The following is a 23,767-nucleotide window of genomic DNA, read 5'->3' on the forward strand; positions in this document are numbered from 1 at the left end:
GGGCGTCGTCAAGCGACCGCCACCCCAACCACCCGTTCGGTTGACAAACGCCGCCCGCGTCACCCGCGCGGCGGAAATGTCCCCCGTCGTGACTGCCGGGCAGCACGAGGGACAGAGAGCGGTCATGCCCACCCTGCCCCAGCCGCGCGGTCCCCTGAGCACGGCCCTCTTCCTCCACTGGTCCGGAGGCGCCGACCTCGCCGACCACCCGGCGCTCGCCGACCTGGACCGGCTCGACCCGCTGGCCGACGACGACCTGCAGCTGGCGCTGTGGTGCTGCTACGCCCCGCACTACCGCGGCTTCGACGGGCTACCGGCCGACGCCGAGTGGGACCCGGAGACCATCGCCTTCCGGAACCAGCTCGAGGCGCGCTTCGAGGCGGCCCTCCGCGACGAGCACCGGCCCGAGGCCCTGCCGGCCGACCCCGTGGTCGCCCTCCGGGTGGTCGCCACCTGGGCCGGGCCGCCCCTGGCCCGCACCATCGAAGAGGAGGGCGAGCGCTTCCACCTCGAGGAGTTCGCCATCCACCGCTCCGCCTACCAGCTGAAGGAGGCCGACGGCCACACCTTCGGCCTGCCCCGGCTGACCGGGGCCGGTCGGGCCGCCATGGTGGAGATCCAGGCCGACGAGTACGGCGGCGGCCGTCCGGGAGAGGCCCACTCCGAGCTGTTCGCGGCCGCGATGGACGAGCTGGGCCTGCGCTCGGACTTCGGCCACTACGTCGACCGGCTGCCGGGTGTCACCCTCGCCACCGACAACCTCGTGTCGCTGTTCGGCCTCAACCGACGGCTGCGAGGCGCCCTGGTGGGCCACCTCGCGCTGTTCGAGGTCTGCTCGGTGACGCCCATGTCGCGCTACCTCGCAGCGGCCCGCCGCGTCGGCGGGCTGCCCGCCCTCGAGCGCTTCTACGCCGTCCACGTGGAGGCCGACGTCCACCACGCCCGCCTCGCGCTCGACGGCATGGTCGCGCCGATGGCCGCCGCCGAGCCCGAGCTGGCGGCCGACATCGTGTTCGGCGCCGTCGCCCTGGCCCACGTGGAGAAGCGCTTCGCCCGCCACGTCCTGCAGGCCTGGGACCGGAACGAGAGCTCGCTACTCCCCGTTCCGGGCCCGGTCGACCTCCGCGTGCCCGTGCCCCGCGAGCCCCTCGCCACCGCCGCTCCCGTCGGCTGAGCGCCGGCTGTGGCGCACGCCCGGCGCGACCGCCGCTCCGCGCGCCACCATGGGCACCTGACACCCGACTCGGAGGCCGGCACATGTGGTCCATCATCACGTTCCTGTTCGTGGGGTTCCTCGCCGGGCTGATCGCCCGAGCGCTGGTGTCCGGGCCCAGCCCCTCGGGCCTGGTGAAGACCACCGTCCTCGGCCTGGTGGGGTCGCTCGTCGGCGGCTTCATCGGCTACGTCATCTTCGACAAGGACCTCACCAGCGGTCCGCTGCAGTGGTCGGGCTTCCTGGGCTCGGTCGTCGGCGCCGTCATCGTCCTGCTCGTCTACCGGCGGTCCTCCGCCGCCCGCTGAGGCCGCAGGGCCGCTTGTAGGGTGCGGCCCGTGCGGCGCCGCTCCCCCCTCGCCCCGCTGCTGCTGGCCGTGGCCCTCGTGGTGCCGCTCACCGGCTGCGGCCTGTTCGGCAGCGACGACGACGCCGCCCCGCCCTCCACCACGAGCGCCGCCCCCACCAGCACCACGCAGCCCGCCAGCCAGGTGCTCGACGCCGGCGCCGAGCCCCGCCAGGCACTGCGCCTGCGGTTCGCCGAGGGCGCCACCACCACCGCCACCATCCGCCTCGACCTCGACGTCTCGCAGCAGAGCAGCGGTCACACCCAGGCGCTCGACAGCCCGGCGGTGGTCGAGACCGTGCGCTTCACCGTCGACCGGGTGCACGCCGGCGGCGCCGACCTCTCCTTCACCTTCACCGATGCCCAGGTCGATCGGACCGGCACCTCGCTCAGCGACGGCGAGCACCTCGCCCTCACCGCCGAGGTCCACCAGCTGGTGGGCGTCGGCGGCACCGCAACGGTGACCGACCAGGGTCAGCTCGGCGACCTCTCGTACCAGCTGCCCGACGACCTCGACCCCGACCTCGCCGCCACCCTCGACCAGGCCCAGGACCAACTCGCCGCGTTGGCGGTCCCCCTGCCCGACGAGGCGGTGGGGGTCGGGGCCCGCTGGAAGACCGACGCCACGTCGACGCTGGCCGGCTTGGAGGTCCGCACCGAGACCACCTACGAGATCACCGCCATCGACGGCGACGACGTCGCCTACACCGCCACCACCGAGCAGACCGCCGACCCCCAGCCCGTCGACCTGGCCACGCTCCCGACCGGCACCACGGCCCGGCTCGTCAGCTCCGACGTCACCGGCTCGGCGAAGGGCACCCTCTCGCTCACCGCCCCCGTGGCCGGCAGCTCGTCCTCCTCCAAGGGCACCCAGGTCGTCGACGTCACCCGGGGGACGGCCGCCCCCGTCCGCCTGACCCAGCAGCTCGAGACCGCCGTCGTGGTCAAGGTCGCCGGCTGAGCCGTGGCCGCCCACGCCGAGCCGATCCTGCCGATGAAGGCGGTCTCCGGCTCGGTGCCCACCGAGCCCGGTTGGGCCTTCGAGGTCAAGTGGGACGGCATGCGGATCGTCGCCCGGGTCGACGGCGAGGTCACCCTCTCCAGCGCGGGGTGGTGACGCCACCGACCGCTACCCCGAGCTGGCGGCCCTGGCCGGCCACCTCGGTGGCCACCGGGCGGTGCTCGACGGCGAGGTGGTGGCCTTCGACGAACGCGGCCGCACCAGCTTCGGGCGCCTCCAGCCCCGCATGCACGCCAGCGACCCGGCCCAGGTCGCCCGCCTGCGCGCCGAGGTGCCCATCAGCTACGTGGTCTTCGACCTCCTCGAGCTCGACGGCATCAGCACGCTCGACCTGCCGTACCTCGACCGCCGCCGCCTCCTCGCCGACCTCGTCGAGCCGGCCGGCGCCTGGACCGTCCCCGCGCACCAGGTGGGCGACGGCCCCGACCTCTTCGCCGCCGCGGCCCAGCAGGGCCTGGAGGGCATCGTCGCCAAGCGGGTCGACAGCACCTACCGGCCCGGCGGCCGTTCCGCAGCCTGGCGCAAGTGCAAGGTCCGCCGAGAGCAGGAGCTGGTGGTCGGCGGCTGGAGCACCGGCACCGGGGGGCGCTCGACGACGCTGGGCGCCCTGCTGGTGGGCGTGCACGACCCCGCCGCTCCCGGCCGCCCGCTCCGCTTCGCCGGGGGCGTCGGGACCGGCTTCGACGACGCCACCCTCCGCGACCTCCAAGCCCGCCTGGCCGAGCTGGCCACCGACGACTGCCCGTTCACCCCCCGCCCGCCCTCGCTCGTGACCCGCACCGCCCACTGGGTGCGACCCGAGCTGGTGGTGCAGGCCACGTTCGGCGAGTGGACCGGCGACGGCCGCCTGCGCCACCCGTCCTACGTGGGCCTGCGCACCGACCGCGACCCGGCGACGGTGGTCCGCGAGCCCGGGCCCGGCGACGCCGGCTGGGACGACTCGGGTGGCCCGCCGGACGGCCTACCATCACGAACACCGTGAGTGGACAGCCCGAGGTGGACCAGGTCGAGGAGATCAAGCTCACCCTTCCCGCGCTCGTCGACTACGCCCGGGTGGCCCGGCTGGCCGTCACGGGGCTGGCGTCGAGGATGGGCTTCTCCTACGACGAGATCGAGGACCTGCGCATCGCCGTGGGCGAGCTGTGCTCGGTCCTGCTCGACGGCACCGGCGACCGGCTGGTCTTCCGGTGCACGCTCGGTGCCGGGTCCCTGGAGGTCGAGGCCTCCCGCGAGCCCGTGGGGCCGGCGCTGGCGATCAACGAGCTGACCCGGCAGATCCTGCTCGCCGTGGTCGACGAGGCGGACTTCGACCTGGACCTCGCGCGGGTGCGCGTGACCAAGCGGCGGCAGGACTAGCCCCTTGCCGATCTCCGATGACGAGCGGGCCCGGCTCCGCAGCCGCTTCGACGACTTCCGGCGCACGGGCGACCCCGCGGTCCGCGACGAGCTGGTCGCCGCCCACCTCCGCCTCGCCATCCACCTGGCCCGCCGCTTCAACAACCGCGGCGTCCCGCTTGACGACCTGATCCAGGTGGCTTCGCTGGGCCTGCTCAAGGCGGTCGAGCGCTTCGAGCCCGAGCGGGGCCTCGAAGTTCTCCACCTTCGCCACGCCCACCATCGTCGGCGAGCTCAAGCGCCACTTCCGCGACAAGGGCTGGTCGGTCCGGGTGCCGCGCCGGGTCCAGGAGCTCCACGTCCGGCTCAACGTCCTGGTGGGCGAGCTGACCCAGTCCCTCGGCCGCTCCCCCACCATCGGCGAGCTGGCCGGCGCCGCCCGGACCTCGGAGGAGGAGGTCCTCGAGGCCATGGAGGCCGCCCAGGCCTATCGATCCGCGTCGCTGGACGCCCCCGGCCCGGACGGCGAGGGCCCCGGCTCGGGCCCGGCGCAGCTCGGCCAGGCCGACGAGGGGCTCTTCCAGGTCGAGAACAAGATCCTGGTCGAACGCCTGCTCGCCACCCTCGCCCCGCGCGAGCAGCTCATGGTCCGGCTCCGCTTCTACGAGGAGATGACCCAGAGCGAGATCGCCGAGCGCCTGGACATCAGCCAGATGCACGTCTCGCGCCTGTTGGCCCGGTGCCTCCAGCAGTTCCGCGAGGTGCTGGCGGCCGGCGGGTTCGACGACATCGACCCCAGCCAACCCTGAGCGCGGCGCCGGCCTCGTAGCCTGGAGCCATGCCCACGCCCGCCGCGCCGGCGCCCGATCGCCGGGTGGTCGCCACCCTCGATCGGCTTCCCGCCGCACGGCGCAGCCTGCTCACGGCGCTCAAGCGCCGCGGCGAGGTCGGCGCCGACGAGCTGGCCGCCGACCTCGGCATCACCGTCAGCGCCGTGCGCCAGCACCTCGCCGCCCTCGCCGAGTCCGGCCTGGTCACCCACTCCGAGCTGCGCACCGGACCCGGGCGGCCCCGCCACGTCCACCGCCTCACGCCGGCCGCCTCGGAGCTGTTCCCCCGGGCCTACGGCGAGCTCACCACCGAGCTGCTGGCCTGCGTCGAGGACGAGGACCCGGCCATGCTCGAGCGGGTCTTCGAGCGCCGCCGCCGCCGCCGGGTGGAGCGCACCCTGCGCCGCATGGAGGGCCAGGCCCTGCCCGAGCGGGTGCAGACGCTGGCCGCCGTGCTCGACGAGGACGGCTACCTGGCCGAGTCCGTGGCCCAGCCCGACGGCTCCTTCACGGTGATCGAGCACAACTGCGCCATCCTCAACGTGGCGCTCCGCTACGGCATGGCCTGCGGCACCGAGCTGGCCTTCATCCGGGAGGTCCTGCCGGACGCGCGGGTCGAGCGGGTCAAGCACCTCCTCGACGGCTCCCACGTGTGCGCCTACGAGGTGCGCCCCACCGCCTGACGGCTCCCCGTGCGTCAGGTGCCGGTGGAGCCGAAGCCGCCGAGGCCACGCTCGCTGGCCGGGAGCTCGTCGACCGGCTCGAACGCCGCCTGCTCCACCCGCTGGATGACGAGCTGGGCGATGCGGTCACCTCGCGCCACCTCGAACGGCTCGGCGGGATCGAGGTTCACCAGCAGCACGCGCAGCTCGTCGCGGTAGCCGCTGTCGATCAGCCCGGGGGAGTTGAGGCAGGTGACGCCGTGGCGCAGGGCCAGCCCGCTGCGCGGCTGCACGAACCCCGCGGTGCCGACCGGGAGGGCCAGGGCGATGCCCGTGGGCACGAGCGCCCGACCGCCGCCGGGGGCGAGGGTGGCGGCCTCCCGTGCGACCAGGTCGGCGCCGGCGTCGCCCACCCGGGCGTAGCTCGGCAGCGGGAGGTCCGGGTCGAGGCGGATGACCGGTACGTGCAGCACGGCGGCGACCGTAGCGGGGCCACCCGTGCGGGGCGGCGGCTGCCGCCAGGCCCGGCGCTAGGGTCGACCGGATGCTGGTGTGGATGGACCTGGAGATGACCGGACTCGAACCGGAGCGCCACGTCATCGTCGAGATCGCCACGATCATCACCGACGACGAGCTCAACGTCGTGGCCGAGGGGCCCGACCTCGTGGTCCGCGCCACCGAGGCCGAGCTGGCCGAGATGGACGACGTCGTGATCAACATGCACACCTCCTCGGGCCTGCTGGAGCAGATCAAGGCCACCGAGGTGACCCTCGAGGAGGCCGGCGCGCAGACGCTGGCGTTCATCAAGGAGCACATCCCCGACGCCCGCTCCACCCCGCTCTGCGGCAACTCCATCGGCACCGACCGCCGCTTCCTGGCCAAGCACCTGCCGGCCATCGAGGACTACCTGCACTACCGCTCGGTCGACGTGTCCACGCTCAAGGAGCTGGCCCGGCGCTGGTACCCCCAGGTGCTGGCTGCGCAACCCCGCAAGGCCACCGCGCACCGAGCGCTCGACGACATCCGCGAGAGCATCAGCGAGCTGACCTTCTACCGCGAGCACATCCTCGTGCCCGTGGCCGAGGCGACCGACGCCCCGTCGACCGGCGCGCCCGTCGACGGGCCCGCTGCGCCCGAGGGCGACACCCCGCCTCCGGCCTGACGGCCCAGACGCGGCCGGCGCCGCAGGGATTTCTCCGGAGAATTCGGTAATTCGGTTGACGACCCCGCGCGCCGCGTGGTGCCATGGCTCCGGCGCCGCCCACGGGTGGCGCCCGAACCCCACCCGACCGACACGCACGCGGAGCAGTTCCATGGCAGCGATGACGCAGCACAACCAGGGCCTTGCGGCAGCTGGCTGCGACGCGCCCGCCCTGCGCTGGTCCGCCGCAGATGCCGCCTCGGCTCGGAACCGCCATCACGCCGTGATGTCCGTGGTCCCGAGCTATGTGGTGAAGCCGTCCGCCAAGACCTTCACCTTCAAGGGCATCACCCGTCGGCCGACGGAGGGTTCGAGCTAGGCACACCCGCCAAGATCGAACGCAGACCTCCGAACGGCCGCTGGGACATCCCAGCGGCCGTTCGCCGTTTCCGGGCCTCGTTCGATCACCGACACCCGAGAGGGCCCACCCCGAACACCCATGCAACACCGCAGACGACCACCCGACTGAACACGACGTTCCACGAGAACCAGGAGAACCCGATGCTGGCCGCACCGGAGCACGAGTACCGATACGAAGACGACGACGACCGGTCCTGGTGGGCCGACGCCTCCTGCGCCACCGGTGGCGCAGGCCTGGCGGCGCTGTTCTTCTCCGAGGAGCTGCAGGACATCGCCGCCGCGAAGCGCATGTGCGCCGAGTGCCCGGTGATGGCCGACTGCCTCGAGGGCGCCATGCGCCGTCGTGAGCCGTGGGGCGTGTGGGGTGGCCAGCTGTTCCTCAACGGGAAGATCTTGGCGTCCAAGCGTCGTCGGGGGCGTCCGCCCAAGGTGGCCCGCCCCGAGGACCAGCTGCCCGACGTGCCGATCCCCGAGCACCTGCGGTCCGCCTGAGCGATCAGGCGGGCCCAGGGCCCGGGGCCTCGGCCTCCGAGCGGCCGACCGCGGTGCCCCTACCCGGCACCGAGCGATAGGGGTGGCAGAGGGATGGCTGGCAACCATCCACGATGAGCCCCGACCCGCCTCGCGGTCACCCACACCACCGGCGCTGCCGGGGATCTCCAGGTCCCCGCGCAGCGCCGGTGGCGCGTCCGGGGCCCGACGCAGGCCCGTCCCGATGGGTGTCGCGACCCGGAGCGGCGGTACCGTCGAGGGCGTCATGGACCCGTCCGACGAGACCCCCGACGACGCCGCAGCAGCCGAGGCCGGCCAGGCTGGTGCTGGCGCTCCGACCCCGGCCGGCGCCGGAGGCGAGCCTCCCGCCCCCCGCCGCCGGCGTCGCCTCGACGCCCGGACGCTGGCCATCTGCGTCTGCGTGGCGCTGGTGGCTGCGATCGTCGCCGGCCTCGCCGCCAGCGCCCTCACCGGCTCCGACGACGACGCGGCGAACGGCGACGGCGACGACGGCGGCATCCACCTCATCGACACCAAGGCCCTGCTCGCCATCGAGCTCACCACCGTGGCGGGCAAGCCCACCACGCTGGCCGACCACCTCGGGGACCGGCCGATCCTCGTGAACCTCTGGGCGTCCAACTGCACGCCGTGCATCAAGGAGCTCCCGCTCCTCGAGGCGGCCAGCAAGGGCGGCGCCGCCGTCGACTTCCTGGGGGTCGACGTGGTGGACCAGCTCGACAAGGCCAAGGTCATGGCCAGCCGCGCCGGCGTCACCTACCCCTGGGTCCAGGACCCGCAGGGCGACTTCGGCAACGCGGTCCGCGCCTCCACCATCCCGGCCACCTACCTGTTCGACACCGACGGCACGCTCCTCGCCTCCAAGGTCGACACCGCGTTCAAGAGCCAGGCCGAGCTCCAGAAGTGGATCGATGCCTACACCTGAGGGCACCGGGGCGGTGGCGGCGTGATCGACGCCAACTTCGCCTACGCCTTCACCGCCGGGATGGTGGCCACGGTGAACCCGTGCGGCTTCGCCATGCTGCCCGCCTACCTGGGCTACTTCCTGGGCATCCAGGGCGACGACGCCACCGAGACCACCGCCGGCATGGTGCGGGCCCTGGTGGTGGGCGCGGTCGTCTCGGCCGGGTTCCTGGTCATCTTCGCCGGGGCCGGCCTGCTCGTCTCCTGGGGATCGGTGAGCGTGGGCCAGTGGTCGCCGTGGCTGACCGTGGTGATCGGCGTGGTGCTGGTGGCCGTCGGCCTGGGGCTGGCCCTCGGCTGGGAGCCCAAGGTGCTGCTGCCGCGGCTCGACAAGGGCGGCCGCGACCGGGGCCTCTGGTCGATGTTCCTGTTCGGCGTCTCGTACGCCATCGCCTCGCTGTCGTGCACCCTGCCGGTGTTCTCCAGCGTGGTGGCCTCGACGTTCTCCCGGGACTCGTTCGTGAGCGGGGTGGCCACCTTCGTGGCCTACGCCGCCGGCATGGCCCTGCTGCTCACGGTCCTGACCGTCACCCTCGCTCTGGCCCGCCGGGGGCTGGTGACCGGCCTGCGCCGGGCGCTGCCCTACGTGCAGCGGGCGTCCGGGGCGATCATGGCCCTGATGGGCGCCTACCTGACCTGGTACGGCATCTACGAGATCCGGGTCCAGCGCAACGGGCCCACCGACGGTTCGGGCCCGTTCGACCTGGTGAACCGCTGGTCGAGCAGCGCCTCGGACTCCCTGGCGAAGGTCGACCCGCTGCAGGCCGCGCTCGGGCTGGCCCTGGTGGTGGCGGTGGTGGTGCTGGTCGCGCTGCTGCGGTCGCCGCGACCCACCGAGCCCCACGACGCGCCCGAGGCCTGACCAGGCCGTCCGGCGGGATGGCGTACCGGACCGCGGACGGCCGACCGGGACGACGCAGGCGCCGGTAGCTTCCGGGCATGGAACTCCGCATCTTCACCGAGCCGCAGCAGGGCGCCACCTACGACCAGCTCCTCGCCGTCGCCCTGGAGGCCGAGCGCCTCGGGTTCGGCGCCTTCTTCCGGTCCGACCACTACCTCAACATGGGCGGCGACCCCGGCCCCGGCTCCACCGGCGCGTGGATCACCCTCGCCGGCCTGGCCCGTGACACCTCCACCATCCGCCTCGGCACGCTGGTCACCTCGGCCACCTTCCGGCTGCCCGGCCCCCTCGCGGTCAGCGTGGCCACCGTCGACGCCATGAGCGGCGGTCGGGTGGAGCTGGGCCTCGGCGCCGGCTGGTACGACGCCGAGCACACCGGCTTCGGCGTGCCGTTCCCCGCCACCGGCGAGCGCTTCGACCGGCTCGAGGAGCAGCTGGAGATCATCACCGGCCTCTGGGCCACCGAGCCGGGGGGCTCGTTCGACCACGACGGCACCCACTACCAGGTGGCCGGCGGCAACGGCCTGCCGAAGCCGGCCCAGTCGCCCCGCCCGCCGATCATCATCGGCGGGTTCGGCCCCAAGCGCACGCCGGCGCTGGCCGCCCGCTTCGCCGACGAGTTCAACGTCCCGTTCGCCAAGGTCGACGCCACCGGCGCCCAGATCGACGTGGTGCGTGCTGCGGTCGAAGCGGCGGGGCGCGATGCCGGCAGCATCAGCTACTCCGCCGCCCAGGTGGTGTGCGTCGGCAGCGACGACGCCGAGGTGGAGGCGCGAGCTGCGGCCATCGGCCGCGAGGCCGGTGAGCTGCGCGAGAACGGCGTGGCCGGCACGCCGGAGGAGGCGGTCACCCGCCTCAAGGAGCTGGAGGAGGCCGGCGCCACGCGCCTACCTCCAGGTGCTCGACCTCACCGACCTCGACCACCTGCAGCTGATCGCCGCCGAGGTCCTCCCCCACGTCTGAGCCGGCGCGGCCGGGCCGTCGATGAGTCGCGGGCCCGGTCGCCGTCTCCCCTTGCGACGAGGCTCGTGCCACCAGGGCGACGACCTCCCGACCCGAGGAGCACCCCATGGGCACCCTGCCGACCACCTTCACCGCCACCCTCCAGAAGAGCCCCGCCCCGGGCGGCTGGACCTACGTGGTCATGCCCGGCTCGGCCGAGTTCTTCGGGACCCGCGGCCTGGTGAAGGTGCGGGGCCAGGTCGACGGCCAGGCCTTCACCAGCTCCTTCATGGCGCTGGGCGACGGCACCCACAAGCTCCCGGTGAAGGCCGCCGTGCGCAAGGCGATCGCCAAGCAACAGGGCGACGAGGTGACCGTGCAGATCGAGGAGCGACTCGACGGCTGAGGGCGCCACCCGGTCGGCGGGTCTGGCCACCGGGGGCGGGGGGCAGAGCACGAGCCGTGGTGGACGTGGACCTCTCCCTCGCATCGGCCGACGCCGCCGGGCTGCGCTACGTGGTCGACGACATCGACGGCATCCGCCGCCGCAAGCGGGGCAAGGGCTTCAGCTACGAGCTCCCCGACGGCACGGTCATCACCGACCCCGCCGAGCGAGCCCGCATCGCCGCCCTCGCCATCCCCCCGGCCTGGACCGACGTGTGGATCTGCCCCGCTCCCGACGGCCACATCCTGGCCACGGGGCGCGACGACCGGGGCCGCAAGCAGTACCGCTACCACCCCGAGTGGGACCGGGTCCGCAGCGAGGACAAGTTCGGCGCCCTCCCGGCCTTCGCGAAGGGGCTCCCGACGCTGCGCCAGCAGCTCGACGCCGACCTCCGCAGGAAGGGCCTGCCCCGCGAGAAGGTGCTGGCCCTGGTGGTGCGCCTGCTCGACCGCTCGCTGATCCGAGTCGGCAACGAGGCCTACGCCGCCGAGAACGAGTCGTACGGCCTCACCACCATGCTGGCCGAGCACGTCGACGTGCACGGGTCCTGCATCGCGTTCGACTTCACCGCCAAGGGTGGGCTGGCCCGCAACGTCTACGTGGAGGACGCCAAGCTGGCCACGATCGTGCAGGGGTGCTCCGAGCTGCACGGCCAGGACCTCTTCACCTACGAGACGCCCGACGGCATCGCGGACGTGACCTCGTCCGACGTCAACGCCTACTTGCGCGACGTGCTCGGCGAGGGCACCACCGCCAAGCACTTCCGCACGTGGGGCGGCACCGTCTCGGCCGCCGCCGCCCTGGCCATCTCGCGACCTCCGGCGACCGAAGCCCAGGCCGACACCGCCGTGCTGGCTGCCTTCGACGTGGCCGCCGAGGTGCTGGGCAACACCCGCACCGTGTGCCGCCAGTCCTACGTGCACCCCGCCGTGCCCGAGGCCTACCGCTCCGGCCTGCTCGCCGAGCGCTGGCCCCACGCCCGCGAGACCAAGCACCTCACCCGACCCGAGCGCCTGGTCCAGCGCTTGCTCGAAGAGGAGTGACGACCACCCGGACTGGTGACCGGCCGGGAGGATCCGTCTAGGGCCCCGGCGCGTGGGCAGGGGACCTTGCGTACGCAACCAAGGAGTCCCCATGGCCACCGACCTCACCGGAACCACCGTCGCCTTCCTCGCCACCGAAGGCGTGGAGCAGGTCGAGCTGACCGGACCGTGGGAGGCGATCAAGGGCGCAGGCGCCACCGTGCACCTCGTCTCTCCCGAGCCCGAGGTGCAGGGCTTCAACCACCTCGACAAGGCCGACACCTTCACCACCGACCGCGAGGTCCACGACGCCAACCCCGGCAACTACGACGCCCTCGTGCTCCCCGGTGGCGTGGCCAACCCGGACGCCCTCCGCACGGACGAGGAGTCCGTCGCCTTCGTGAAGGGCTTCCTCGACGCCGGCAAGGTCGTGGCGGCCATCTGCCACGCACCGTGGACGCTCATCGAGGCCGGCGGCGTGGAGGGCCGGAAGGTCACCTCGTGGCCGAGCCTGCGGACCGATCTGCGCAACGCCGGCGCGGAGTGGGTCGACGAGGAGGTCGTGATCTGCGACGACGGCCCCGGCCGCCTCATCACCAGCCGCAACCCCGACGACATCCCCGCCTTCAACGAGGCTCTCCTCGACACCCTCGCCAACCTCGACCACAAGGTCGACCGCCCCTGAGGCCGATCCGCCTCGACCCTCCCCTACGCACCAGCGACGAGGCCCGGACCCCCCGAGGTCCGGGCCTCGTCGCGCCGTTGCACAGACGCCGACACGCCGGATCCGACCCCGAGCGTCAGCGGCGACCGGCGCGGTTCGCCGGAGGCGAGAGGGCCCGAGCGGCCCGGGACGACGCGAAGCGAGTCCCGAGAGCGGAAGGAAGAGCGAACGATCGCCGACCCCCCAGCGACGAAGGAGCCGCACGACGAGGCAACCGAGCCCCCAGCGAGGTCCGCCGGAGGCCGGCACCCAGCGGACCGGCCAGGCGCGGCTACCGCGCGGTCCGGCGGGTCACGGGCTGAGCCGGTCGATGGTCCAGCCGTCGGTGGACCGTGAGTACGAGAAGCGGTCGTGGAGGCGGTCGGGGCGGCCCTGCCAGAACTCCATGCGGTCGATGCCGATGCGGTAGCCGCCCCAGTAGGGCGGGCGGGGCACCGGCGGGCCGGAGTCGTCGTCGCCGCCGAAGCGCTCGACGGCCTCGGCTCGGTGCTGCTCGAGCTCGTCCCGGCCGGAGAGCACCTCGCTCTGGTCCGAGGCCCAGCCACCGAGCTGGCTGCCGCGAGGTCGGCTGGCCCAGTAGGCGTCGGCGGTGGCGTCGTCGATCTCGGTGACCGGGCCCTCCACCCGCACCTGGTGGTCGTCGTCGAGCCACCCGAACACCAGGGCGGCCCGTGCGTTGGCCCGCAGGTCGTGGGCCTTGCGGCTCTCGCGGTTCGTGTAGATCTCGAAGCCGCTGGCGTCCCAGCCCTTGCACAGCACCCAGCGAGCCGACGGGACGCCGGTGGAGCTGGCGGTGGCGAGGACGCACGCCGTGGCGTCGCGCCGTGGCACCGACAGCCACTCGTCCCACCACCGCTCGAACTGCTCGATCGGCTCGGCAGCCAGGTCGGCCCGACGCAGCACCGCCCGGTCGTAGCTCTCGCGGAAGCTGCCCAGGTCTCGGCTCATGGCGCCCATCCTGCCCCGCCGGGCGGCGGCTCGGACCTGCTGCTCAGCCGGCGGCGACCGGCAAGGTGGGCCGGTCGGCGTCGACGTGGGCCCGCCAGGCGCGGTAGCCGCCCACGAGGTCGGTCACCCGGTGCAGGCCGAGGGCGTTGAGGTCGGCAGCGGCCAGGCTCGACGAGTAGCCCTCGTTGCAGAACAGGACCACCCGGGTGTCGTCGTCGACGCCGTCCAGGGCGGCACCGCTGGTGCGATCGAGGCGCCACTCGAGGTGGATGCGCTCGATGACGACGGCGCCGGGGAGCTCGCCCTCGGCGGCGCGGTTGGCGTCGGGACGCAGGTCGACCAACAGGGCGCCCGCGGCCACCTCGGCGGCCAGGTCCTCGGGCGAGACGCGGTCGAGCGTGGCGCGCACGGCGGCGAGGCGCTCGTCGATCCGCGAGCCGCTCACCGGCGTGCTGCCGGGTGCAGGGCCCGGCCGGTGACGGCGGAGCTGATGATGGCGGGGACCTCTTCCACCACCTCGGTGAAGGTCGCCGTGCCGTGGTCGTCGTAGAAGGTCATGGTCCGGAGGGGGTCGGCGTAGACGTGCAGGCTCGTGGCCTCCACCGTGCCACGGTTCACGACGTCGTGGATGGCACCCGAGGCCACCGTGCCGACGTCGCCCGTCCCGAGGTGGCGGCTCCGGAGGCCGGAGGCCCCGAGGGTCAGCTCGTCGAGCTCGCCGTCGACGACCACGAAGGCGGCGTTGGCGCCGCCGTGGTCGTGCAGCTCCACCCGCTGGCCGGGGGACCAGCCGAGCAGCCAGACCTCGTAGACCGGCGTGGCCACGAGGCGGACGCTGGTGCGGCTCACGGGGTCGTGGTCGACGTGCGGGCGCCAGAGGCCATCGGCGGCGGCGAGGCCGGTGGCGATGTCGACGATGGTGTCGAGGTCGAGCTGGTCCGGCGAGGGCGTCGGCAGCAGGCGGGGGCGACCGGGCACCAGGGCCACGCGTCCGGGCCGAGGCGGGCCGCTCGCCGGCAGGGCGGCCGAAGCCGCTGCCCAGCTGGGTGAACAGGTCGGCTGCGGTGGCTCGGTGGTGGGGCTTCCTGGTGGCCCTGTCGGTGGGCGGCGTGGTGGTGGTGGGCGACATCGGGGTGCTCCTCGGAGCGGGAGACGGCGTCGGTGCCGTCGAGTGCGGGTGGTTGCGGTTCGTGCGAGGGGCGGGTGGGGCGGCAGCGACGTGCAAGGGGTCACGTCGCTGCCGCTCCACCCCGGCGCTCGGCCTGCGCTGGAGACGCAGGGGCGCGGGCCGGAGCGGCGCTCGGTGGACGAAGGGGGTTCGTGCTCCGAGCGGGCCCGGCAGAGCGGGACCGCGACCTCAGGCCGAGACGGGACCGAGGAGGCAGCCGGCGAAGCGTCGACAGCGCTCGTCGTACGAGAGCCGGGTGGTTCGGCGCTGGTCGTCGGCGGGCACGGGCTCACCCTACGGTCAATACCTGACCAATGCAATCGGAATTAGCGACTTCGTCAGGAAGTCGAGGGACGCCCCGGTCAGGGCATCGGGCGGTAGCGCGTGGTGAGGCCCACGAGGTGGTCGAGCACCTCGGGGTCGGCCGACGGGCCGAAGCCGGAGGCGAGGGTCCCGCGGGTGTCCGACGCAGGGTCGTAGAGGCCGAACACGATCATCTCGTCACCGGGGTCGCTGGGACCCTCGAAGCGGTACAGGCGCTCGACCTGCACGTCGCCCACGGTGCAGGTGGCCTGGCGGTCGCCCCACTGGAGCACCCCGCCCACCAGCTCGAAGTCCTCGCCGTAGCCCTCGGCGGCCAAGAGCTTCACGGCGTCGGTGACGGTGTCCGGGGAGTCCATCGCCCCATCATGCCCGGATGGCCGAGCGTTGGGCCACGGGCCGGCGAGGGGCTCAGAGCGGGAGGGCGAGCTGGCTGGTGGGGTCGGCAGCAGCCTTCGGCGAGCGCACCGGGCGGCGCAGCTCCACCAGGGCGGCGGGGACGGGCGGCTCCATGGCGCCGAGCTCGCCGCCGGCGGCACGGATGGCGTCGCCCAGCACCGACGCGATGCGCTCGCGATCGGCCTTGGGCGCCGCCTTGCCGAGGTAGCGGCGGTCGGTCGCGTCGGCCACCTCCGGGTGGGTCTCGCGGAGTCGGGAGAGGTACACCTCTCGGACCTCGGGGTGGCGCAGGTGCAGCACCACGTGGCCGATGGAGATCGCCCCCGCCTCGACCGCGGCGCGGCCGATGGCGGCCAGCTGGTCGTCGCCGTCGGACAGGCCGGGAAGGATCGGCGCGATCAGCACGCCGCACGGGATGCCCGCCGCCCGCAGCTGCTCGACGGCGCGGAGCCGGCGCGCCGGGGGTGGCGTGCCGGGCTCGGTGGCCCGCCACACGTCCTCGTCGACCGTGGCGATCGACAGCGACACCCGCACCAGGCCCCGCCGGGCTGCGACGGTGAGGAGGTCGAGGTCGCGCAGGATCAGCGTGCTCTTGGTGAGGATCGAGAACGGGTTGCCGGCGTCGATGAGGACCTGGATGAGCCCGCGCGTGAGGCGGTACTTGCCCTCGCAGCGCTGGTACGGATCGGTGTTGGTGCCCATGGCCACCGCCTCGCCGCGCCAGCGGCCCGGGTGCAGCTCGGCCTTCAACCGCTCCACGGCGTTGACCTTCACCACCACCCGCTGGTCGAAGTCGCTCCCCGCATCCAGCCCCAGGTACGTGTGCGTCGGCCGAGCGAAGCAGTTGTGGCTGATCACGCCGTTGGCGACGAAGTCGCCCGTGCCGGTGGTGATGTCGTACATCGGGATGGTGAAGCCCAGCCGCTCGACCGCCACCACCCGCAGGTCGGCATCGCCCTTGACGGCGAGATCGTCGAAGGTGCGCTTCCGGGTGATGCACGGGTCGACGAGGTGGAAGAAGCGCAAGCGCTCGCGGAAGCCGCCGAGGATGCGCACGTACCGCATGGCTGGCCGTTCCGATTGCGACTCCACCACGACGGCGAAGCCGAAGCGCTCCAGCGCCCGCACGGTCTCCCGGATCACGACGTCGTCGGTGTTGGCGATGCGGACGACCCCGTTCGAGGAGCCCTCGGCGTCGAAGATGCCGGCCAGGAAGCCGCGGTCCCACGACTCTCTCGGCTCCGCCGCCCACGCCACGAGGGAGGACACGCGCTCGAACGCCGCGCGTGACTGCGCCCGGATGGCTCGAACCTCCTTGCGCACATCCGTGGCGGCCGAGAAGGTGAACCGCTGGACGGCGACGTCGTGGTCGCCGAGGTACGAGGTCACCCGGTCCAGCGGCTCGTCGTCGATCAGGGCCAGGCGGAACCGGTACACCGTCTCCGGGCTCGGCCGACGCCCTTCGTAGGTGTAGGCCCCGAGGGTCCCGTCTCCCCGAACCATGCCGCACAGGTACCCGCGCTGGTAGTCCTCGTCGTGCTTCGGGGCGGCGGTGAACGCACCGACGCCGAGCAATGAGTTGTTGGTGGTGAGGTGAGGACGCTGGCCGACCGTTGCGGCCGCAACGTGCTTCCAGCCACGTTCGGTCAGGAAGCGATGGTCGCCGCTGGCGACCAGCTCGGTGCCGTCGGCCAGCGTCACCCGCCACGCTTCCTTCTCGGTCTCCCAGTGGTCGAGCACCTCGGTCGGCACGTAGCGGCGGTACATGCCCCGACGCTCGGTCCCGTACACCTGGTCGCCAGCGCGCAGGTCGGCGATCGGCTTCGTGGTGCCATCGGCGAGCAGGATCGGGGTGTCGCCCGCCAGGCAGTAGCTGCAGGCGTGGGAGCAGCCGCGGTAGGGGTTGACGGTCCAGCGGAAGGGGAGGTCGCTGGCGCCCCTGACCTCGTTCAGGAGGCGCTTGGCCTCGACGTGGAGGAACTCCATGCCGCGGAACTCGCCCCGGCCGACCTCACGGCGGACCGTCTCGAACATGGCGCCCTGGGCGGCCGGCTCGTCGGCGAGGTCCCAGCGCAGCTGGGCAGGTCCGGCCAGGGGGGACGCGGGGCGACATGCCCGCATGGTATCGAACACACGTTCGCTGGTGTCAAGGACCCCGCCGAGCGCCACCTCCCCCGAGGGCCGGCCCGACGGCGGTGACGCCGGGCGCCTGGTCAGTCGGGCCGCTCGAGCTGCTCGAGGGCGACGGCGGGGTCGGCGTAGGACTTCAGCTCGATGACGTTGCCGCTGGGGTCGCGCAGCTTGGCCTTGGTCTGCTCCTGTGGCGTGCCGGCGAAGTCGACGTGGAGCGGGTCGGCCCAGTCGACCTCGGCGGCCTCGGCCCGGGCCAGGAGCTCGCGCAGCGGACCTGCGCCCAGGGTGGCGCCGAAGTGGCGCACACCGACCTGCTCGGGCGCCAGCACCTGGTCGGGGTGCTCCTGGAGGGTCAGCTGCATGCCGAAGAACCACACGTCGAGCCACCCCTCGCGGACCCGCCCGAGCCGGCAGCCCAGCACGTCGACGTAGAAGTCCCGTGCGGCGGAGAGGTCGGCCACCGGCAGCGACAGGTGCAGGACAGGTTCCACGGGCGACCTCCGGATCGGGCCAGCGGTGGGTCCGCTCGACCGGGTCGCATCTTCCCAGGTGGACGCGGTGGGGCGGCCGTGGATTCGGGCGGGGGCGGCCGTACCGTACGGGCGTCCTCCGACCGACCGGGTCGAGGCTCGGGCTCCGGAGGTGGACGTGCGGAAGGTGATGATCGACCTCACGCCGCTGCGGGAGCACCGGGACCTCCGGCTGCTGCTGGGCGGCGAGCTGGTCTCGGTGGTGGGCACCCAGCTCACCATCGTCGCCGTGATGTTCCAGGTGTACGCCCTGACGGGATCGTCGCTCTACGTCGGCCTGGTGAGCCTGGCCGAGCTGGTGCCGCTGCTGGCGGGCGCCCTGGTGGGCGGAGCGGTGGTCGACGCCGTCGATCGGCGCAAGCTCCTGCTGGTCGTGACCGCGCTCATGGGGCTCTCCTCCGCGGCGCTGGCGCTGAACGCCGACCGGGGCGCGGTGCTGTGGCCGCTGTTCGTGTTCCCGGCGGTGACCGCAGCGCTGTCGGGGTTCGACTCGCCGGCTCGTCGGGCCACCATGACCCGGATGCTCCCGACCGAGCAGCTCTCGACCGCCAACGCCATGTTCCAGGTGCTGGCCCAGCTGGGGCTCATCGTGGGCCCGGCCATCGCCGGCCTGCTGCTCGGCGGCGTGGGCATCCGGTTCGTCTACTGGATCGACGTCGCCAGCTTCGGTGCTTGCTTCGTGGCCATCGCCGCCATGGCCCCGCAGCCGGCCGCGGCCGGGGCGGCCAAGCCCGGCCTGCGCTCGATCGTCGACGGCTTCCGCTTCGTCCGCACCCGCCCGGCGCTCCGCGGCGCCTTCCTCATCGACATCAACGCCATGGTGTTCGGCCTGCCCCGGGCGCTGTTCCCCGCCCTCGCCCTGCACCGCTTCGGCGGCGGCGCGAGCACGCTCGGCTTCCTGTACGCCGCGCCGGGCGCCGGTGCGCTGGTCGGCGCGGCCACCACCGGCTGGGTGGCCGACGTGCGCCGCCAGGGCCAGGCGGTGATCGTGGCCGTGGTGGCCTGGGGCGCAGCCATCGCGGCGTTCGGGCTGGTGGCGTGGCTGCCTGTCGCGCTGCTCCTGCTGGCGGTGGCCGGCTGGGCCGACGTGATCTCCGCGGTGTTCCGCACCACCATCATCCAGGTCGCCACGCCGGACCACCTCCAGGGGCGGCTCTCGTCGCTGCAGACCGCGGTGGTCACCGGCGGGCCCCGCCTCGGCGACATGGAGGCGGGCAGCGTGGCCAGCGCCTTCGGCAACCAGTTCTCGGTGGTCTCCGGCGGCCTGGCGTGCATCGTCTGTGCAATGGCCGTGGCCTGGCTCATCCCGGGCTTCCGGCGCCAGGGCCTCGACCCGGAGTCGCCCTCGGACCCGGCGGCCCCGGCTCTCGCCTGAGCGAGCGGGCAGCTCGCCCGTCGGCCTCAGCTCAGCGAGTGCGCCAGTGCACCGACCAGGTGCCCCAGCCGGCGACCGAGGCCACACCCTCCCAGTCGCCGGGCAGCGCGTCATCGACCTCGGCGGCGAGCAGGTGGATGGGTGTGCCGGGGCCCCGGGAGTTGACCCAGATCACCACGCCGTCGGGTGCGAGCACCCGCTCCACCTCGGTCGGGAAGAGGAAGGCGTTGGCCAGCACCAGCGCGCCGACCGAGCCGTCGGCCACCGGCAACCGGGAGGCGTCGCCCTGCACGAGGTGCGCGGGCTCGCTGGGGGCGTTGCGCAGCATCTCGAAGGAGATGTCGACCGAGGCGAGCACGGCGAAGTGGGGCGCCAGGAAGCGGCTGTGGATGCCGTTGCCGGCCCCGATGTCGATGGCGAAGCGCCGCTCGGCGACCGGCGCCGCGGCCAGGCCCCGATCGAGGGCGTCGATGACCGGCGCCTCGCGACCGGCGATGTCGCGGGTGGCCCACTCGTCGGCCAGCTCGTCGAACAGCGCCACCACCTCGGCCTTGCGCTCGGCGGTCCACCCGTCGGGCTCGAAGGCCACGGCGCGGGTGATGGCCCGCATGGGGTGGTCGGCGGCCAACCCTGGGGGGCGCGTCGCCCTCGGCTGGTGCGATGGTGCCGGGCAGTTCGGTGATCACCGGCCCATGGTGCCAGAGGGGCGCCGACCCGCCTCAGGCGATGCGGTCCTGGCCCCGGAAGTACGGGAGCAGGACCTCGGGCACGTCGATGCCGCCATCGGCGCGGTGGTAGGTCTCGACGATGGCGGCCCACACGCGGGGCACGGCCAGGGCCGAGCCGTTGAGGGTGTGGACCATGGCCGTGCCACCGCCGCCCGGGCGGTAGCGGATGTTGCCGCGGCGGGCCTGGTAGTCGGCGAACCACGACACCGACGAGACCTCGAGCCACTGGTCGGTGCCCGGCGCGTAGACCTCGACGTCGAACGAGCGGTGGTGGCTCTGGCCCATGTCCCCGGTGCAGATCTCGAAGCACGCGGTAGGCGAGGCCGAGCGAGCCGATGGTGGCCTCGGTGCGGGCCACCATCTGGTCGAGCAGGTCGGGTGCCTGCTCGGGCGTGGCGTACGAGAAGACCTCGACCTTGTCGAACTCGTGGGTGCGCAGCATGCCGCGGGTGTCGCGACCCGCCGAGCCGGCCTCGCGCCGGTAGCACGACGTGGCGGCCATGAACTTCATGGGCAGGGCCGCGGTGTCGACGATCTCGTCGCGGTGGATGGAGGTGAGCGGCACCTCGGCGGTGGGGATGGCCCACAGGTCGTCGCGCTCCACCGAGTAGGCGTCGTCGGCGAACTTGGGCAGCTGGCCGGTGGCGGTGAGCGTCTCGGTGCTCACCAGGGTGGGCGGCCGCACCTCCTCGTACTCGTCCGCGTTGCGGTCGAGGCCGTACTGCAGCAGGGCCCGGGCGAGGGTGGCGCCGCCCTTGCGCTGCATGGTGAACATGGCGCCGGAGATCTTCACGGCCCGCTCGTTGTCGAGGATGCCGTACTTCGGGCCCAGCTCCCAGTGCGGGATGCGCTGGTGCGGCTGGTAGCCGTCGGGGTCGAAGCCGACCACGCGGCGGACGGGGTTGTCGGCGTCCGATGCGCCGTCGGGGGCGTCGGGGTGGGGCAGGTTGGGGATGCGCAGGAGCAGGTCGCGGATCTCCCCGCCGACCGCGGTGGCCTCGGCCGCCAGCTCGCCCTCGCGCTCGCCGAGCGACCGGCTCTCGACCTGGGCGGCCTGGGCCTCGTCGGCCTTGCCCTCCTTGTGGAGGAGCCCGACCTGCTTCGACAGCGCCTTGATCTTGTTGCGCAGGTCGTCGCGCTCGGAGGCGAGCGCCCGCTGCCGACCGTCGAGCTCGGCCACCCGGTCGACCTCGGTGCCGTCGACGCCCCGGCGGGCCAGCGCGGCCTTGACGACGTCGGGCTCGGTGCGGATCCGGCGGATGTCGAGCATGGACTGCGACGGTAGTGCCCGGCACCGCCCGCACGGGCACCCGAATGCGCCCGACGGGGCGTGCTCCGCGGGGGCGCCCCGACCCCTTCGACCGCCCCGGGTCCGCACTAGCGTCGCCCCCGATGCCCGCCATCGAGGTCGACCGCCTCACCATCGCCTACGGCTCCACCCGAGCCGTCGACCGGCTGTCCTTCACCGGCGACTTCGGCGAGGTCCTCGCCCTGCTCGGGCCGAACGGCGCCGGCAAGACCTCGACGGTCGAGGCCATGGAGGGCTACCGCCGCCCGAACGAGGGCACCGTGCGGGTGCTCGACCTCGACCCCATCGCCCAGCAGGACCAGCTCACGCCACAGATCGGCGTGATGCTCCAGAGCGGGGGCGTCTACCCCGGCATCCGCCCGCTCGAGGCGCTCCAGCTCCACGCCAGCTTCTACGCCGATCCCGACGACCCGCAGGCCTTGCTCGACCGGGTGGGCCTCACCCACGTCCGCCGCTCCACCTGGCGCCAGCTCTCCGGCGGCGAGCAGCAACGCCTGTCCCTGGCCCTCGCCCTGGTGGGCCGGCCCCGCGTGGCGTTCCTCGACGAGCCCACCGCCGGCGTCGACGTGCAGGGCCGCCAGCTCATCCGCCGCCTGGTCCGCGAGCTCGCCCACGAGGGCGTGTGCGTGGTGCTGACCACCCACGACCTCGACGAGGCCGAGCGGGTGGCCGACCGCGTCGTGATCATCGACCACGGGCGCCTGATCAAGAGCGGCACCCCGAACGAGCTCATGTCCGCCGGCGGGAGCCGCGAGATCCGCTTCGGCGCACCCCCCGGGCTCGACACCGCGGCGCTGGGCAAGGAGATGATCGCCGCGGTCGAGGAGGTGTCGCCCGGCGAGTACCGGGTGGCCATCGAGCCCTCCCCCGCCAACATCGCCGCCCTCACCAACTGGCTGGCCGAGCGGGACCTGCCGCTGGCCGACCTGCGGGCCGGGCGCCAGCGCCTCGAGGACGTCTTCCTGCGCATGACCCAGATCACCGGCGAGGTGCCGGCGGTGCGCATCGACCCGCCGCAGCCGCCCGCCCGCTCCGGCCGCGGGCGTCGCCGCCCGGGTGCCGCGTGACCGCCCCGACCGCCACCACCGCGGCGTCGCCCGCCGGCCGGCGCTGGTGGGCCCAGACCCGCATCGAGCTGCTGCTCACGCTGCGCCGGGGCGAGTCGATCCTGCTGACCTTCGCCATCCCGGTGGTGCTGCTCGCCTTCTTCTCGCTGGTCGACGTGCTGCCCACCGGCACCGACGACCCCGTCGACTTCCTGTTCCCCGGCGTCCTGGCCCTCGCCGTGATGTCGACCGCCCTCGTGTCGGTGGCCATCGCCACCGGCTTCGAGCGCCAGATGGGCGTGCTCAAGCGGCTCGGATCCACGCCCCTCTCCCGCGGCCAGCTGCTCGGCGCCAAGACCGCGGCGGTGGTGGTCATCGAGGCGCTGCAGATCGTGGTGCTGGTGGTCGAGGGCACCCTCCTGGGCTTCCGCTTCTCGGGCCCGTCCATCGGCGCCGCCCTGCTGGCCGCCGTCCTGGCCACCATCGCCTTCGCCGGCCTGGGCTTGCTCATGGCGGGCACGCTGCCGGCGCTCACCACCCTCGCCGCCGCCAACGGGGTCTACCTCCTGCTCCTGCTGCTCGGCGGCATGGTCATACCGCTCTCGAAGCTCCCGAGCGGGCTGCGGGCCTTCTCCCAGGCGCTGCCCAGCGGCGCCCTGGCCGAGGTCTTCCACGGCGCCCTCGGCTCCGGCTCCATCCCCGGCCACGCCTGGGTGGTGCTGGCCGTCTGGGCGGTCATCGCCCCCGTCGCCGCCGCCCGCTTCTTCCGCTGGGAGTAGCCCCCGGCCGCCGGGCGCTGCCGAGCGGCGATTCCTGTCGTTCGGGGTCGCATGGCGACCCCGGGCGACAGGAACCCAGACCGCCGGCACACCGACCACCCGAGCGAGCCGCCGCCTGAGCTGGTCGCGGTGGGCGGGGTGCCTGGGACCAGGACCGCCGTCCGACCAAGGGTTTGAAGGGCGCGACGGAGGCTGGACGGGGCGATGCGTCGTGTGCGTCCGCTTCTCACCGCTCCCAGCAGCGATTCCTGTCGTCGAGGGTCGCTCAGCGACCCCGGGCGACAGGAACCCAGCCCCGCCGTCCGACCAAGGTTTCGAAGGGCGCGACGGCGGCTGGGCAGGGCGATTCGTCGTGTTCGTCTACTTCTCGCCGCTCCCAGCGGCCATTCCTGTCGTTCGAGGTCGCATACCGCCCCCAAGCGACAGGAATGCCCGCAGCTCGGGCGGTATGACCGACATGTCCGACACCCGGGCGGCCCGGCGCCAGGAGTGCGCACCCAGCAACGACAACGGACACCAATCCGAGCAACAACCCGCCAAACCGCGCGAAGCGGAC

At 73.5% G+C, this 23,767-nt stretch carries 28 protein-coding genes and 3 pseudogenes; 21 read left to right on the top strand and 10 right to left on the bottom strand.

Annotated elements, in window-relative coordinates; genetic code table 11:
- The first annotated feature begins 124 nt into the window (after nucleotides 1-124).
- The 9 genes and pseudogenes from KSP35_RS13725 (at nucleotide 125) to KSP35_RS13765 (ending at nucleotide 5,428) form a co-directional block, all read left to right on the top strand.
- A complete protein-coding gene (locus tag KSP35_RS13725) occupies nucleotides 125-1,174 on the top strand; it encodes an iron-containing redox enzyme family protein (RefSeq protein WP_216996314.1) in 1,050 nt (349 codons plus the stop codon).
- 83 nt (nucleotides 1,175-1,257) lie between these two features.
- Nucleotides 1,258-1,521 carry a GlsB/YeaQ/YmgE family stress response membrane protein gene (locus tag KSP35_RS13730; protein WP_216996316.1) on the top strand — a complete coding sequence of 88 codons (264 nt, stop codon included), beginning with the start codon at nucleotides 1,258-1,260 and terminating at the stop codon, nucleotides 1,519-1,521.
- A 30-nt stretch (nucleotides 1,522-1,551) separates the two neighbouring features.
- On the top strand, nucleotides 1,552-2,520 hold the full coding sequence (locus KSP35_RS13735) for a hypothetical protein (RefSeq protein ID WP_216996318.1): 969 nt from the start codon (nucleotides 1,552-1,554) through the stop codon (nucleotides 2,518-2,520).
- Between the two features lie 3 nt (nucleotides 2,521-2,523).
- Nucleotides 2,524-2,676, top strand: a complete 153-nt coding sequence (locus tag KSP35_RS13740) for a hypothetical protein (protein WP_216996320.1) — start codon at nucleotides 2,524-2,526, stop codon at nucleotides 2,674-2,676.
- 31 nt (nucleotides 2,677-2,707) lie between these two features.
- On the top strand, nucleotides 2,708-3,562 hold the full coding sequence (locus KSP35_RS13745; RefSeq protein WP_254127228.1) for a hypothetical protein: 855 nt from the start codon (nucleotides 2,708-2,710) through the stop codon (nucleotides 3,560-3,562).
- Nucleotides 3,559-3,936 carry a hypothetical protein gene (locus tag KSP35_RS13750; protein ID WP_216996322.1) on the top strand — a complete coding sequence of 126 codons (378 nt, stop codon included), beginning with the start codon at nucleotides 3,559-3,561 and terminating at the stop codon, nucleotides 3,934-3,936. The genes KSP35_RS13745 and KSP35_RS13750 overlap by 4 nt, the downstream gene beginning before the upstream one ends.
- Nucleotides 3,937-3,940: 4 nt before the next feature.
- Nucleotides 3,941-4,105: pseudogene (locus KSP35_RS25960) on the top strand (RNA polymerase sporulation sigma factor SigE); the annotation flags it as partial.
- Between the two features lie 91 nt (nucleotides 4,106-4,196).
- Nucleotides 4,197-4,724, top strand: coding sequence for a sigma-70 family RNA polymerase sigma factor (locus KSP35_RS13760; RefSeq protein ID WP_217002234.1), 528 nt, complete (start codon nucleotides 4,197-4,199; stop codon nucleotides 4,722-4,724).
- Nucleotides 4,725-4,753: 29 nt separating this feature from the next.
- Nucleotides 4,754-5,428 (top strand): metalloregulator ArsR/SmtB family transcription factor, encoded by a 675-nt coding sequence (locus tag KSP35_RS13765; protein ID WP_216996324.1) that lies wholly within the window; start codon nucleotides 4,754-4,756, stop codon nucleotides 5,426-5,428.
- A 14-nt stretch (nucleotides 5,429-5,442) separates the two neighbouring features.
- Here the strand turns inward: KSP35_RS13765 and dut are convergent, their stop codons facing one another.
- Nucleotides 5,443-5,880, bottom strand: coding sequence for a dUTP diphosphatase (gene dut, locus KSP35_RS13770; protein WP_216996326.1), 438 nt, complete (start codon nucleotides 5,878-5,880; stop codon nucleotides 5,443-5,445).
- 71 nt (nucleotides 5,881-5,951) lie between these two features.
- Between dut and orn the strand changes: the two genes are divergently transcribed.
- The 9 genes and pseudogenes from orn to KSP35_RS13815 all read left to right on the top strand — a co-directional run bounded on the left by orn (nucleotide 5,952) and on the right by KSP35_RS13815 (nucleotide 12,436).
- Nucleotides 5,952-6,569, top strand: a complete 618-nt coding sequence (gene orn, locus KSP35_RS13775; RefSeq protein ID WP_216996328.1) for an oligoribonuclease — start codon at nucleotides 5,952-5,954, stop codon at nucleotides 6,567-6,569.
- A gap of 160 nt (nucleotides 6,570-6,729) precedes the next feature.
- Nucleotides 6,730-6,927, top strand: coding sequence for a hypothetical protein (locus KSP35_RS13780; RefSeq protein WP_216996330.1), 198 nt, complete (start codon nucleotides 6,730-6,732; stop codon nucleotides 6,925-6,927).
- A gap of 182 nt (nucleotides 6,928-7,109) precedes the next feature.
- Nucleotides 7,110-7,460 carry a WhiB family transcriptional regulator gene (locus KSP35_RS13785; RefSeq protein ID WP_216996332.1) on the top strand — a complete coding sequence of 117 codons (351 nt, stop codon included), beginning with the start codon at nucleotides 7,110-7,112 and terminating at the stop codon, nucleotides 7,458-7,460.
- Between the two features lie 265 nt (nucleotides 7,461-7,725).
- Nucleotides 7,726-8,403 carry a TlpA disulfide reductase family protein gene (locus tag KSP35_RS13790; protein WP_216996334.1) on the top strand — a complete coding sequence of 226 codons (678 nt, stop codon included), beginning with the start codon at nucleotides 7,726-7,728 and terminating at the stop codon, nucleotides 8,401-8,403.
- Between the two features lie 21 nt (nucleotides 8,404-8,424).
- Nucleotides 8,425-9,303 (top strand): cytochrome c biogenesis CcdA family protein, encoded by an 879-nt coding sequence (locus tag KSP35_RS13795; protein WP_216996337.1) that lies wholly within the window; start codon nucleotides 8,425-8,427, stop codon nucleotides 9,301-9,303.
- Nucleotides 9,304-9,380: 77 nt separating this feature from the next.
- Nucleotides 9,381-10,305, top strand: a pseudogene (locus KSP35_RS13800) (LLM class F420-dependent oxidoreductase).
- 106 nt (nucleotides 10,306-10,411) lie between these two features.
- Nucleotides 10,412-10,690, top strand: a complete 279-nt coding sequence (locus tag KSP35_RS13805) for a DUF1905 domain-containing protein (RefSeq protein WP_216996338.1) — start codon at nucleotides 10,412-10,414, stop codon at nucleotides 10,688-10,690.
- Between the two features lie 65 nt (nucleotides 10,691-10,755).
- On the top strand, nucleotides 10,756-11,772 hold the full coding sequence (locus KSP35_RS13810; protein ID WP_216996340.1) for a DNA topoisomerase IB: 1,017 nt from the start codon (nucleotides 10,756-10,758) through the stop codon (nucleotides 11,770-11,772).
- A gap of 91 nt (nucleotides 11,773-11,863) precedes the next feature.
- Nucleotides 11,864-12,436: a type 1 glutamine amidotransferase domain-containing protein gene (locus tag KSP35_RS13815; RefSeq protein ID WP_216996342.1), complete on the top strand. Its 573-nt coding sequence runs from the start codon at nucleotides 11,864-11,866 to the stop codon at nucleotides 12,434-12,436.
- A 330-nt stretch (nucleotides 12,437-12,766) separates the two neighbouring features.
- Here the strand turns inward: KSP35_RS13815 and pdxH are convergent, their stop codons facing one another.
- The 6 genes from pdxH to KSP35_RS13845 all read right to left on the bottom strand — a co-directional run bounded on the left by pdxH (nucleotide 12,767) and on the right by KSP35_RS13845 (nucleotide 17,935).
- A complete protein-coding gene (gene pdxH / locus KSP35_RS13820; protein ID WP_216996344.1) occupies nucleotides 12,767-13,423 on the bottom strand; it encodes a pyridoxamine 5'-phosphate oxidase in 657 nt (218 codons plus the stop codon).
- 43 nt (nucleotides 13,424-13,466) lie between these two features.
- Nucleotides 13,467-13,868: a rhodanese-like domain-containing protein gene (locus KSP35_RS13825; protein ID WP_216996345.1), complete on the bottom strand. Its 402-nt coding sequence runs from the start codon at nucleotides 13,866-13,868 to the stop codon at nucleotides 13,467-13,469.
- Nucleotides 13,865-14,401: a cysteine dioxygenase family protein gene (locus tag KSP35_RS13830; protein WP_216996347.1), complete on the bottom strand. Its 537-nt coding sequence runs from the start codon at nucleotides 14,399-14,401 to the stop codon at nucleotides 13,865-13,867. The genes KSP35_RS13825 and KSP35_RS13830 overlap by 4 nt, the downstream gene beginning before the upstream one ends.
- Nucleotides 14,402-14,953: 552 nt before the next feature.
- Nucleotides 14,954-15,271: a hypothetical protein gene (locus tag KSP35_RS13835; protein WP_216996349.1), complete on the bottom strand. Its 318-nt coding sequence runs from the start codon at nucleotides 15,269-15,271 to the stop codon at nucleotides 14,954-14,956.
- Between the two features lie 52 nt (nucleotides 15,272-15,323).
- Nucleotides 15,324-17,432: a radical SAM protein gene (locus tag KSP35_RS13840; protein WP_216996350.1), complete on the bottom strand. Its 2,109-nt coding sequence runs from the start codon at nucleotides 17,430-17,432 to the stop codon at nucleotides 15,324-15,326.
- A gap of 92 nt (nucleotides 17,433-17,524) precedes the next feature.
- Nucleotides 17,525-17,935, bottom strand: coding sequence for a VOC family protein (locus KSP35_RS13845; RefSeq protein WP_216996359.1), 411 nt, complete (start codon nucleotides 17,933-17,935; stop codon nucleotides 17,525-17,527).
- 151 nt (nucleotides 17,936-18,086) lie between these two features.
- Here KSP35_RS13845 and KSP35_RS13850 point away from each other — a divergent pair, with 151 nt between their 5' ends.
- Nucleotides 18,087-19,349: an MFS transporter gene (locus KSP35_RS13850; protein WP_216996361.1), complete on the top strand. Its 1,263-nt coding sequence runs from the start codon at nucleotides 18,087-18,089 to the stop codon at nucleotides 19,347-19,349.
- A gap of 31 nt (nucleotides 19,350-19,380) precedes the next feature.
- On the opposite strand, the gene KSP35_RS13855 is transcribed toward KSP35_RS13850, so the two are convergent.
- From KSP35_RS13855 to KSP35_RS13860, 3 genes and pseudogenes are all read right to left on the bottom strand, one after another.
- The gene (locus KSP35_RS13855) at nucleotides 19,381-19,959 is read right to left on the bottom strand and encodes a class I SAM-dependent methyltransferase (RefSeq protein ID WP_216996363.1); all 579 of its coding nucleotides are present in this window, start codon (nucleotides 19,957-19,959) and stop codon (nucleotides 19,381-19,383) included.
- 109 nt (nucleotides 19,960-20,068) lie between these two features.
- A complete protein-coding gene (locus KSP35_RS24450) occupies nucleotides 20,069-20,362 on the bottom strand; it encodes a hypothetical protein (protein WP_254126763.1) in 294 nt (97 codons plus the stop codon).
- A 70-nt stretch (nucleotides 20,363-20,432) separates the two neighbouring features.
- Nucleotides 20,433-21,347, bottom strand: a pseudogene (locus KSP35_RS13860) (aminoacyl--tRNA ligase-related protein); the annotation flags it as partial.
- 122 nt (nucleotides 21,348-21,469) lie between these two features.
- Here KSP35_RS13860 and KSP35_RS13865 point away from each other — a divergent pair.
- A complete protein-coding gene (locus KSP35_RS13865; protein ID WP_216996365.1) occupies nucleotides 21,470-22,453 on the top strand; it encodes an ABC transporter ATP-binding protein in 984 nt (327 codons plus the stop codon).
- Entirely contained in the window at nucleotides 22,450-23,211 is a 762-nt protein-coding gene (locus KSP35_RS13870; protein WP_216996367.1) for an ABC transporter permease, read from the top strand. The genes KSP35_RS13865 and KSP35_RS13870 overlap by 4 nt, the downstream gene beginning before the upstream one ends.
- Nucleotides 23,212-23,767: the final 556 nt, after the last annotated feature.

Source organism: Aquihabitans sp. G128 (genome assembly GCF_019048865.1).
Taxonomy (GTDB): Bacteria; Actinomycetota; Acidimicrobiia; order Acidimicrobiales; family Iamiaceae; genus Aquihabitans.

Bases quoted from the DNA above. Each gene is read 5' to 3' on its own strand.
- KSP35_RS13725 (WP_216996314.1), top strand. From the start codon at position 125: ATGCCCACCCTGCCCCAGCCGCGCGGTCCCCTGAGCACGGCCCTCTTC.
- KSP35_RS13730 (WP_216996316.1), top strand. From the start codon at position 1,258: ATGTGGTCCATCATCACGTTCCTGTTCGTGGGGTTCCTCGCCGGGCTG.
- KSP35_RS13765 (WP_216996324.1), top strand. From the start codon at position 4,754: ATGCCCACGCCCGCCGCGCCGGCGCCCGATCGCCGGGTGGTCGCCACC.
- orn (WP_216996328.1), top strand. From the start codon at position 5,952: ATGCTGGTGTGGATGGACCTGGAGATGACCGGACTCGAACCGGAGCGC.
- KSP35_RS13780 (WP_216996330.1), top strand. From the start codon at position 6,730: ATGACGCAGCACAACCAGGGCCTTGCGGCAGCTGGCTGCGACGCGCCC.
- KSP35_RS13785 (WP_216996332.1), top strand. From the start codon at position 7,110: ATGCTGGCCGCACCGGAGCACGAGTACCGATACGAAGACGACGACGAC.
- KSP35_RS13790 (WP_216996334.1), top strand. From the start codon at position 7,726: ATGGACCCGTCCGACGAGACCCCCGACGACGCCGCAGCAGCCGAGGCC.
- KSP35_RS13805 (WP_216996338.1), top strand. From the start codon at position 10,412: ATGGGCACCCTGCCGACCACCTTCACCGCCACCCTCCAGAAGAGCCCC.
- KSP35_RS13815 (WP_216996342.1), top strand. From the start codon at position 11,864: ATGGCCACCGACCTCACCGGAACCACCGTCGCCTTCCTCGCCACCGAA.
- pdxH (WP_216996344.1), bottom strand. From the start codon at position 13,423: ATGAGCCGAGACCTGGGCAGCTTCCGCGAGAGCTACGACCGGGCGGTG.
- KSP35_RS13835 (WP_216996349.1), bottom strand. From the start codon at position 15,271: ATGGACTCCCCGGACACCGTCACCGACGCCGTGAAGCTCTTGGCCGCC.
- KSP35_RS13840 (WP_216996350.1), bottom strand. From the start codon at position 17,432: ATGCGGGCATGTCGCCCCGCGTCCCCCCTGGCCGGACCTGCCCAGCTG.
- KSP35_RS13855 (WP_216996363.1), bottom strand. From the start codon at position 19,959: ATGCGGGCCATCACCCGCGCCGTGGCCTTCGAGCCCGACGGGTGGACC.
- KSP35_RS24450 (WP_254126763.1), bottom strand. From the start codon at position 20,362: ATGGGCCAGAGCCACCACCGCTCGTTCGACGTCGAGGTCTACGCGCCG.
- KSP35_RS13865 (WP_216996365.1), top strand. From the start codon at position 21,470: ATGCCCGCCATCGAGGTCGACCGCCTCACCATCGCCTACGGCTCCACC.